The organism is Streptomyces sp. H27-H1 (assembly GCF_026627445.1).
Taxonomy (GTDB): Bacteria; Actinomycetota; Actinomycetes; order Streptomycetales; family Streptomycetaceae; genus Streptomyces.
The window spans coordinates 105,807-115,412 of sequence record NZ_JAPNLJ010000023.1 but is presented as its reverse complement, the minus strand read 5'-3'; the positions used below and the strand labels follow the sequence as shown (position 1 = coordinate 115,412).

Annotated in this window: 8 protein-coding genes; 5 read left to right on the top strand and 3 right to left on the bottom strand. The window is 71.6% G+C overall.

Annotation, left to right across the window (positions count from 1 at the left end; translation table 11 throughout):
- The 3 genes from OTB20_RS24410 to OTB20_RS24400 form a co-directional block, all read right to left on the bottom strand.
- Positions 1–1,154: DUF5667 domain-containing protein (locus OTB20_RS24410; RefSeq protein ID WP_267820616.1), on the bottom strand; the 1,154-nt coding region annotated here is incomplete at its 3' end.
- 260 nt (positions 1,155–1,414) lie between these two features.
- On the bottom strand, positions 1,415–2,233 hold the full coding sequence (locus tag OTB20_RS24405; RefSeq protein WP_267820614.1) for an ECF subfamily RNA polymerase sigma factor, BldN family: 819 nt from the start codon (positions 2,231–2,233) through the stop codon (positions 1,415–1,417).
- Positions 2,234–2,595: 362 nt separating this feature from the next.
- Entirely contained in the window at positions 2,596–3,642 is a 1,047-nt protein-coding gene (locus tag OTB20_RS24400; RefSeq protein ID WP_267820610.1) for an HAD family hydrolase, read from the bottom strand.
- Positions 3,643–3,758: 116 nt separating this feature from the next.
- Here OTB20_RS24400 and OTB20_RS24395 point away from each other — a divergent pair, with 116 nt between their 5' ends.
- The 5 genes from OTB20_RS24395 (at position 3,759) to OTB20_RS24375 (ending at position 9,485) form a co-directional block, all read left to right on the top strand.
- Positions 3,759–4,037: a glutaredoxin family protein gene (locus tag OTB20_RS24395; protein ID WP_267820608.1), complete on the top strand. Its 279-nt coding sequence runs from the start codon at positions 3,759–3,761 to the stop codon at positions 4,035–4,037.
- 273 nt (positions 4,038–4,310) lie between these two features.
- Entirely contained in the window at positions 4,311–5,129 is an 819-nt protein-coding gene (locus OTB20_RS24390) for a redox-sensing transcriptional repressor Rex (RefSeq protein WP_267820606.1), read from the top strand.
- Positions 5,126–6,856, top strand: coding sequence for a glutamyl-tRNA reductase (locus OTB20_RS24385; RefSeq protein WP_267820604.1), 1,731 nt, complete (start codon positions 5,126–5,128; stop codon positions 6,854–6,856). The genes OTB20_RS24390 and OTB20_RS24385 overlap by 4 nt, the downstream gene beginning before the upstream one ends.
- Positions 6,853–7,821: a hydroxymethylbilane synthase gene (hemC, locus tag OTB20_RS24380; protein ID WP_267820603.1), complete on the top strand. Its 969-nt coding sequence runs from the start codon at positions 6,853–6,855 to the stop codon at positions 7,819–7,821. The genes OTB20_RS24385 and hemC overlap by 4 nt, the downstream gene beginning before the upstream one ends.
- On the top strand, positions 7,818–9,485 hold the full coding sequence (locus tag OTB20_RS24375; protein ID WP_267820601.1) for a bifunctional uroporphyrinogen-III C-methyltransferase/uroporphyrinogen-III synthase: 1,668 nt from the start codon (positions 7,818–7,820) through the stop codon (positions 9,483–9,485). The genes hemC and OTB20_RS24375 overlap by 4 nt, the downstream gene beginning before the upstream one ends.
- The last annotated feature ends 121 nt before the right edge of the window (positions 9,486–9,606 follow it).

Here is a 9,606-nt window from a genome sequence, read left to right as displayed (position 1 = left end):
GGGGGGGGGGGGGGGGGGGGGGGGGGGGGGGGGGGGGGGGGGGGGCCGGGGGTTTCGCCCGGGGTGGGTTGGGTTGAGGGCGGGTTCAGGAGGTTGCCCGTGCCGCCCAGGAGTCCGCCGCCGTCGGGGGGCGGGGTCTTCGTGCTACCCGAGGCCGACGGTGTGGGGGCCGCGGACGGGGTGCCCGCAGGGGGCGTCGCCTGCTGCTTGCCCGACGGGGTGCTCGGCTTCGTTGAGGGGCCGGAGCCGCGGGTCTGTTCCGGAGGCTTCGGGAGAAGGCTCTGGAGCGGCGCCACGTCTTGGTCTATGGCCTGGAAGACCGACTCCACCTCACCGCCCACGTCTGTGAGCTGCGCGGGGAGATTGCCCCTGAGTTTGGCCCACGCGTCCCGGTGCGAGCGGGAGAACGAGGACAGCGCCTGGATCGGGCCGAGCGAGCCGTCCCGTTCGTAGGCGGCCTGGAGCAGCCGGTGGCCCTCCGAGGCATCGTGCTTCATGCCCGCGAGGACTCGGCGGATCTCACCGAGGGACTCGTGGTCCAGCGCGCCCAGCCGGCCGCGCTCCATGAGCCGCCGGGCTTCCGACAGACGGCTGGAGGCCTGGTCGAGATAGAGCTCGCCCCGGTCCGAGTCGTCGTCGGCCATCCCGAGCCGGATGTCCTCCATGCCCCGCTTCACGGGGTACAGATGGTCACCCGGCAGGGCGTCCGTGCTGGCAGCGGCTACTCCGCTGAAGGCCCCCGCGGCCACACCTACGGTGAGGCCGCCCGCCGCAATGCCCTTGGACCAGCGGGAGCGGGGCCGCAATTTCCGGAGCGAGCTCGCCCGGTGGGCGCCGCGGCCGGTCCGCTGTTCGGGCACTTGAGGGTCCGCGGCCACGCCGCCCCCGGCCCTCTCCTCCATCACCTTGGTCTCCATGGCGGCAATGAGCTGGGCTCTTTGCACCATTTTGACCTCGGGGTCCAGCACCGGGCGCGGCATTCTTTCGCCGAGCACGCTCGCCAGGGCCAACAACCGGTCGTGGTCGGCAGGTTCGGCAGGTGCCTCGGACTGCTCGGCCGCCGGGTCCGGTTCCGAAAGGTCGGACGGGGTCCGCTCCTCCAGGGCCTGGGCGAAGGCGTTCGCCCGCCGGTGCGGAGTCACGTTCGCGATCACTGGCGGCACCTCCTCTCGTCATGACGATCGACTCCCCAAGGTGTCCGGAAGGTTGCCTTCCTTGAGCACATCCACACTTTCGAGTGAGCGGCTTCAGGCAGGGCTTGTCCACAGGGAGCCTGCATTCCCCACAACGAGCGGCGCGGCACTTGGGTTACGGACGAAGGATGATCGGACCACAGCGTCGTTCGTTTCGTCAGTGTCGTCGGTGTCATCAAGGTCATCAGAGAGGGGTACCGAAATGTGAGAGGAGGGCGGAGTCAGCGGGCGTCGTCGGGGAGCAGGCGGGCCAGGGTGCGGACCGCCCGGTACTGGAGGGTTTTGATGGCACCCTCGTTCTTTCCCATCACCCTGGCCGTCTCGGCGACCGAGAGGCCCTGCAGGAAGCGCAGGGTCACGCACTCCTGCTGCTGCGGATTGAGTTTCCGTACGGCTTCCAGCAGGGCCGCGTTGGAGAGGGACTCCAGGACGGAGTCCTCGGGGGACCGTTCCACCTCGTTGGCGTCGAGCATTTCGCCTGTGGTGACTTCCAGGCGGAAGCGGCTCGACTTGAAGTGGTCGGCGACCAGGTTGCGGGCGATCGTCACGAGCCAGGCGCCGAAGTCGCGGCCCTGCCAGGTGAAGGTGGAGATACGGCGCAGCGCACGCAGGAAGGTCTCGCTGGTGAGATCCTCCGCGGTCGCCTTGCCGCCGACGCGGTAGTAGATGTAGCGGTAGACGGTGTCGCTGTACTGGTCGTACAGGCGACCGAAGGCGTCGGCCTCGCCGGCCTGGGCACGTTCGACCAGGTCCATCATGCGGGCCTGGTCGCTGTCCGCGGTGGGTCGGCGGGCGGCGGGCGCGGTGGTTCCGGCGGCGGCGCCGCCGGTGGACGCGCCGCCGGTACGTCCGCGTCTGCCCACCGTCGCCCCGCCGTCGGTCAGGGCATAGCAAGGGGCGGCCGGGCCGAGTCCGGCGGGGACCGCGGTGGCGAATGCGGGGACGGCGTACGCGGTGGGGACGAAGCCGCGCAGGCGGTCGACGACCGTTGCGCGCAGCGTAGCCAGGCCCGAGGCGTCAACCCCGACAGGTGGGTACACGGGACTCCCAGAGGCAGAGCTTCCATCACGTGCAGTGCGGGACCGTTCACCCGTCGTAGCGACAGATGGCGGTGGCATGCGTTTGAGGAGAATAACGCTTCGTACAGGCGGCGCTACACCCAGTTGCTCAAATCACCGGTTACGACACTTCTGTTGCGTGTCGAGGGCATATTCAGGCACGGATGGTGATCGATTCTTGATCACTTGGATGCGCGGAATGCCTGCTTCCACGGTGGCTGACGACCGAGTGGGGCAGCGCGGAGTGCCGCGCCGGGAGCGCGGGTAGAGGTGAGCGAATGCCCCGGGCCGGGGGAGGGCGGCGGGCCCGGTGGGGCGAGAGGCCGGTCAGGGCCCCGTGGCGGCTACTTGCGGCGGCGGTGCAGGGCGATCGCGGCGGCCGCGCCGCCCGCGATCGCGCCGACGCCGGCGGCGGCCGGGACGCCGACCTTCACGGCCTTGCGGCCGGTCCGATAGTCGCGCAGGCGCCAGTCATTGGTGCGGGCATGCTTGCGCAGTTTTGTGTCGGGATTGATCGCGTACGGATGTCCGACCAGCGACAGCATCGGAATGTCGTTGTGCGAATCGCTGTACGCGGCGCAGCGCGCGAGGTCCAGCCCCTCGGCGGCGGCCAGGGCGCGGACCGCCTCCGCCTTGGCGGGCCCGTGGAGCGGCTCGCCCACCAGCCGGCCGGTGTAGACGCCGTCCACGGACTCGGCGACGGTGCCGAGGGCTCCGGTGAGGCCGAGCCGGCGGGCGATGATCGTGGCGGTTTCGACGGGGGCGGCCGTGACGAGCCAGACCTTCTGGCCGGCGTCGAGGTGGGCCTGGGCCAGGGCGCGGGTACCCGGCCAGATCCGCACCGCCATGTACTCGTCGTAGATCTCCTCGCCGATGGACATCAGCTCGGAGACCTTGTGTCCCTTGACGATGGACAGCGCGCTGTCGCGGGCGTCCTGCATGTGGTCCGGATCCTCGACCCCGGCGAGCCGGAACCAGGCCTGCTGCCAGGCGAAGCGGGCGAGCTCGCGGCGGCGGAAGAACTCCCGCTTGTAGAGGCCGCGGCCGAAGTGGAAGATCGCGGCGCCCTGCATGACGGTGTTGTCGAGGTCGAAGAAGGCGGCGGCCAGGTCGTCGCCGGCGACGGGGAACTCGGGCTCGGCGGGCTCCTGCGGGGCCTCTGCCTCCGCCTCTGCCTCCGCCGCGCGTTCCGCTTCCGTCGTGTCCGGGAAGCCGGTCCCGTCGAGGGGTTCGTCGGCCACCGCGGTCTTGCGGGCGGCCTCGGCCGAGGCCTCGCCTGCCAGCACGCTCCGCGCGGTGGCGGAGCGCCTACGAGGGGTGAGCCATCCCAATACGGCACGCGTCCCGAAGGGACTCCTACCGGGGTGGTGGTCGGGCGACGGGCGGGGCATGACGCGAGCATAGCCACTGTGTTCGGGAGTTCCCGAACCGGTGGGAATCAGGGGTGTGAACTCTTCGGTGCGTCCGGCCAGGGCCGGTAGGCGTGCGCGCGCGGGAGAATGGGTGCATGAGTCCTTTGCTGCGCCGTGCCGAAAAGAAGCGTCCGGAGGAGCGGTTGGTCACGCTCATCGGGAAGCCGGGGTGCCATCTCTGTGATGACGCCCAGGAAGTGGTCGAGGCGGTCTGCGCCGAGACGGGTGCACAGTGGGAGAAGAAGGACATTTCGCAGGACGAGGAGTTGTACCGCCTGCACTGGGAGCAGATTCCGGTCGTACTGGTGGACGGAGAGCAGCACACCTTCTGGAGGGTGAACCCTGATCGGCTCCGACGGGCATTGCGGGCTTGAGCCGTCGGGCGGTTGCGATCGTGGGCGATTTATGGGATCTCGGGGGCGTATTGGTGAGGAGTGTGTGCAGTTTTGCCCCCTTCGGGAATTGAACGGGTTCGGCGTGTCGCCCGTTCCCGGCCCGTGCGCCCGAGGCGCGTGACCCCGGTCACTTTGCTCGGACAAAGCGGACACAATCTTTGTGCACGCGTTCACAAAGGCATAGCCTGCATTCGACGGGGTGGTCCTGGGACAAGTGGCCACCTGCAGCCCCGCTCATCCCGCAGGAGCATCGTGGCAACTGGCCGAACTCACCGACCGGCGACCCGCAGCCGAGGTATTCCCGAGGCCACTGTCGCCCGGCTTCCGCTGTACTTGCGCGCCCTCACCGCGCTCTCCGAGCGCTCGGTACCCACGGTGTCCTCCGAGGAGCTGGCCGCGGCCGCCGGAGTGAACTCCGCGAAGCTCCGCAAGGACTTCTCCTACCTCGGCTCCTACGGGACGCGCGGTGTCGGGTACGACGTGGAGTACCTCGTCTACCAGATCTCCCGCGAGCTCGGGCTGACCCAGGACTGGCCGGTCGTCATCGTCGGCATCGGTAACCTCGGCGCCGCGCTGGCCAACTACGGCGGCTTCGCGTCCCGCGGTTTCCGCGTGGCCGCGCTCATCGACGCCGACCCGGCCATGGCCGGCAAGCCCGTCGCCGGCATGCCCGTACAGCACACCGATGAACTCGAGAAGATCATCGCGGAGAACGGCGTCTCGATCGGGGTCATCGCGACCCCGGCGGGGGCGGCGCAGCAGGTGAGCGAGCGGCTGATCGCCGCCGGGGTCACCTCCATCCTGAACTTCGCGCCGACGGTGCTCTCCGTGCCCGAGGGCGTCGACGTGCGCAAGGTCGACCTGTCGATCGAGCTGCAGATCCTTGCCTTCCACGAGCAGCGCAAGGCCGGTGAGGAAGCGGCCGCCGCCGCTGCCGCCGGTGGCGCCGCCGCGGGCACCGGCACCGGGGCGGCCCCGGCCGCCGCCGTCGTGCCGCCCGCCGGGCGGGCCGCCGCCGTCGCACGCAAGGGCGGACCCGACGGGGACGTCCCGGCGGTGATGCCGGCATGAGTCTGCTCGTCGTAGGGCTGAGCCATCGCAGTGCGCCCGTGAGCGTGCTGGAGCGTGCCTCGCTGCCCGCCGATGCCAAGGCCAAACTGCTGCACGACACGCTGGCCGCGGAGCCGGCGGCGGAGGCGGCGGTGCTCGCCACCTGCAACCGGATCGAGCTGTACGCGGACGTGGACAAGTTCCACGCGGGCGTGGCCGAGCTGTCGACGCTGCTCGCCCAGCACAGCGGGGTGGCTCTGGAGGAGCTCACTCCCTATCTCTACGTGCACTACGAGGACCGGGCCGTCCACCACCTCTTCTCGGTGGCGTGCGGGCTGGACTCGATGGTCGTCGGCGAGGGGCAGATCCTCGGGCAGATCAAGGACGCGCTGGCGCTGGGGCAGGAGCTCCACACCGCCGGCCGTCTGATCAACGACCTCTTCCAGCAGGCGCTGCGCGTCGGCAAGCGGGCGCACTCCGAGACCGGCATCGACCGGGCCGGGCAGTCGCTGGTGACCTTCGGGCTGGAGCAGCTGGCCGTACACGTGCCGGTGGCCGAGTGGGCCGAGGGGAAGCGGGCGCTCGTCATCGGGGCCGGGTCGATGTCCTCGCTGGCGGCGGCGACGCTGGCGCGGGTCGGCATCGCCGAGGTCGTGGTGGCGAACCGGACCGCCGAGCGGGCGGAGCGGTTGGCCGAGATTCTGGTTGCCTCGGGCACCGGAGTGACGGCTTCGGCCGTTCCGATGTCCCGCGTCGCCGATGAGCTGACGCGTGTGGACGTCGTCGTGTCCTGCACCGGGGCGACCGGGCTCGTACTGACCGGGGACGAGGTGGCCGCGGCCATGGAGGCGGGCTCCGCGGGGGCCGTCCCCTACCTGCCCACCCCCTGGGACCCCGCGTCGGCCCCCGCGCCCCGAGCGCGGGCCGATTCGACACCCCCGGGGCTGAACGCCGAGCTGGTGGCGCGGTTGGCCGCTGCCTCCGCCGACGGGCGCAGGCTCACCGATGCCGGGGCCGTGCGGACCAAGGTGGTCGTCGAGGAGCGCGACGGGTGTCCCGTCGGGCTCGAGGCGCCGGCTTCCGATCCGGGGCGTACCGCCGGTGGGCGGGCCGCGCTGGCCGGGGTGGACGCCGGTTCGCTGGAGCTGCACGGGACCTGGGCCGACCAGGGCGAGGCCACCGCGCAGCGGCAGCAGCCGCGCAAGGGTGCCCCTAGCCGGGTGGACCAGCAGCCCGTACGGCTCGCACTGCTCGACCTGGCCATGCCGCGCGACATCGACGCCGCCGTGCACCGGATCCCCGGGGTACGGCTCGTGGACATCGAGTCGCTCGCCGAGGCGAGCGCCGACGCGCCCATGGCCGCCGACGTCGACGCCGTGCGCGCGATAGTCGCCGCGGAAGTGGCCGCCTTCGGCGCCGCCCAGCGTGCCGCGCACATCACGCCCACCGTGGTCGCCCTGCGCGCCATGGCCGCCGAGGTGGTCGCCATGGAAGTGGCGCGACTGGACGGACGGGTCCCCGATCTCGACGAGCGGCAGCGGGCCGAGGTCACCCAGACCGTGCGCCGCGTCGTCGACAAGCTCCTCCACGCGCCGACCGTGCGCGTCAAGCAGCTCGCGAGCGAGCCCGGCGGCGCCGGGTACGCCGAGGCGCTGCGCGAACTCTTCGATCTCGACCCGCAGACGGTGGCCTCCGTCAGCCGGGCCGACGAGGATGACAAGAACCACGACTCAGGACGGGCATCATGAATCCACGTCTCGACCAGCCGTTGCGGCTCGGCACGCGGCGCAGCAAGCTGGCCATGTCCCAGTCCGGGCATGTCGCCGAGGCGGTACGGGCGATCACCGGCCGGCCCGTCGAGCTCGTGGAGATCACGACCTACGGCGACGTCTCCCGCGAGAGCCTCTCGCAGATCGGCGGCACGGGAGTCTTCGTCACCGCCCTGCGCGACGCCCTCGTACGCGGTGAGGTCGACTTCGCCGTGCACTCGCTGAAGGACCTGCCCACCGCGCAGCCCGACGAGCTCGTCATCGCGGCCATGCCGCAGCGCGAGGACCCCCGTGACGCGCTCGTCGCCCGCGACGGCCTGACCTTCGAGCAGCTGCCCGACGGCGCCCGCATCGGTACCGGCTCGCCGCGGCGCAGGTCGCTGCTGCACGCGTACGCCAAGTCGCTGGGCAAGGTCATCGAGACCGTCGCCATCCGCGGCAACGTCGACACCCGGATCGGCTTCGTGCGGGACGGTGAGCTCGACGGCGTCGTACTCGCCGCGGCCGGGCTCAACCGGATCGGGCGGGGCGACGAGGCCACCGACCTGATCTCCGTCGACAACGTGCTGCCCGCACCCGGCCAGGGTGCCCTGGCCGTGGAGTGCCTCGCGTCCGACACGGACCTGATCTCCGCGCTCGCCGAGCTCGACGACCCGTACACCCGGGCCGCCGTGACCGCCGAACGCGCCCTGCTCGCCGCCCTGGAGGCCGGCTGCAGCGCTCCCGTGGGTGCGCTCGCCGACCTGTTGGCCGACGGCCAGACTGTCAATGAGATGCGCCTGCGGGGAGTCGTGGGAACCCTCGACGGTTCCACGCTGGTGCAGCTGTCCACCACCGGTCCCGTGCCCCAGTCGTACGACGAGGCCATGGCGCTCGGCCGCGAACTCGCGGACGAGATGCTGGCCAAGGGCGCGGCCGGTCTGATGGGGGAGCGGTCGCTTTGAACCCCACAAGCCCAACCACCTCCGCATTCGCGGCCGTCGCCGTCCAAGGGCACGTCACCTTCCTCGGTGCCGGCCCGGGCGACCCGGGACTGCTGACGCTTCGCGCCGTGGAGGCCCTGGGCGCCGCGGACGTACTGATCGCGGAGCCCGAGGTGCTCGAGGTCGTACGGGCGCATGCGCGCGCGGGGGTGGACACGCCGCAGCTGACGATTGCTGACGAGAAGTCAGCAGCCGCCGGGGTCCCGGTGATCCGAGATGCCGCCAATCTTGTCATGGAGGCCGCGCGCTCCGGCAGGCGGGTCGTCCGTGCCGTCACCGGGGACCCCGGACTCGACGGGAACGCGGCCGAGGAGATGCTCGCCTGCGCCACCGGAGGCATCCCCTTCGAGGTCGTCCCCGGTGTCGCCACCGCCGTCGGCGTACCCGCGTACGCCGGTGTTCCGCTGACCGGCAAGCAGGGTGCGGACGTCCGGTTCGTGGACGCGCGCAACGCCTCCGCGCGCTGCTGGAGCGAGGCGGGCGCCAGCGATGGCATCCTCGTCGTCTCCACGACGCTGGAGACCGTCTCGGCGGCCGCCAACGAGCTGATCAGTGCCGGGCGCAAGCCCGACACCCCGCTCACCGTGACCGTGGCCGGCACCACCACGCGCCAGCGCACCTGGAGCGCGACCCTCGGGACCATCGCGCAGGTGTTCAAGCAGGGCAAGATCCTTCCGTCGCCGGAGGGCGCGCGCCCCGTCATAGCCGTGGTCGGGGAGCACTGCGCCGCCGCGCGCCGTGAGGAACTGTCCTGGTTCGAGTCGAAGCCGCTGTTCGGCTGGCGCGTGCTCGTACCGCGGACCAAGGAGCAGGCCGCCTCGCTCTCCGACCAACTGCGCTCGTACGGCGCGGTGCCGCACGAGGTGCCGACCATCGCCGTCGAGCCGCCGCGGACCCCGCAGCAGATGGAGCGGGCGGTCAAGGGGCTCGTCACCGGCCGGTACGAGTGGATCGCCTTCACCTCGGTGAACGCGGTCAAGGCCGTGCGCGAGAAGTTCGAGGAGTACGGGCTCGATGCCCGCGCCTTCGCGGGCATCAAGGTCGCCGCCGTGGGCGAGCAGACCGCCGCCGCGCTCGTGGAGTTCGGTGTCAAGCCCGACCTGGTGCCCAGCGGTGAGCAGTCCGCCGCCGGGCTGCTCGAGGACTGGCCGCCGTACGACCCGGTCTTCGACCCGATCGACCGCGTCTTCCTGCCGCGCGCCGACATCGCCACCGAGACCCTGGTCGCCGGGCTGATCGAGCTCGGGTGGGAGGTCGACGACGTCACGGCCTACCGGACCGTGCGGGCGTCGCCGCCGCCGCAGGACACCCGCGAGGCGATCAAGGGCGGCGGCTTCGACGCCGTGCTCTTCACCTCGTCGAGCACCGTGCGCAACCTGGTGGGCATCGCCGGCAAGCCGCACAACGTCACCGTCATCGCGTGCATCGGCCCGGCCACGGCGAAGACGGCCGAGGAGCACGGGCTCCGGGTCGACGTGCTGTCGCCGGAGCCGAGCGTGGGCAAGCTGGCGGAGGCCCTGGCGGAGTTCGGGGCCGCGCGCCGCGAGGCCGCGAAGGAGGCCGGGGAGAACGTGTACCGGCCGAGCGAGCGGCGTCCGGGGGCGCGCAGGCGTCGTACGACCTGAGGGTCGGCGGGATGAGCAGGCAGGCCAGGGGCCCGGACGCATAGCGTCCGGGCCCCTGGCCGTGTCGGGCGGGCCGGCGTCCGGAATTCGGTTGTGCCCGCCGGACGGTCCGGTGACGATC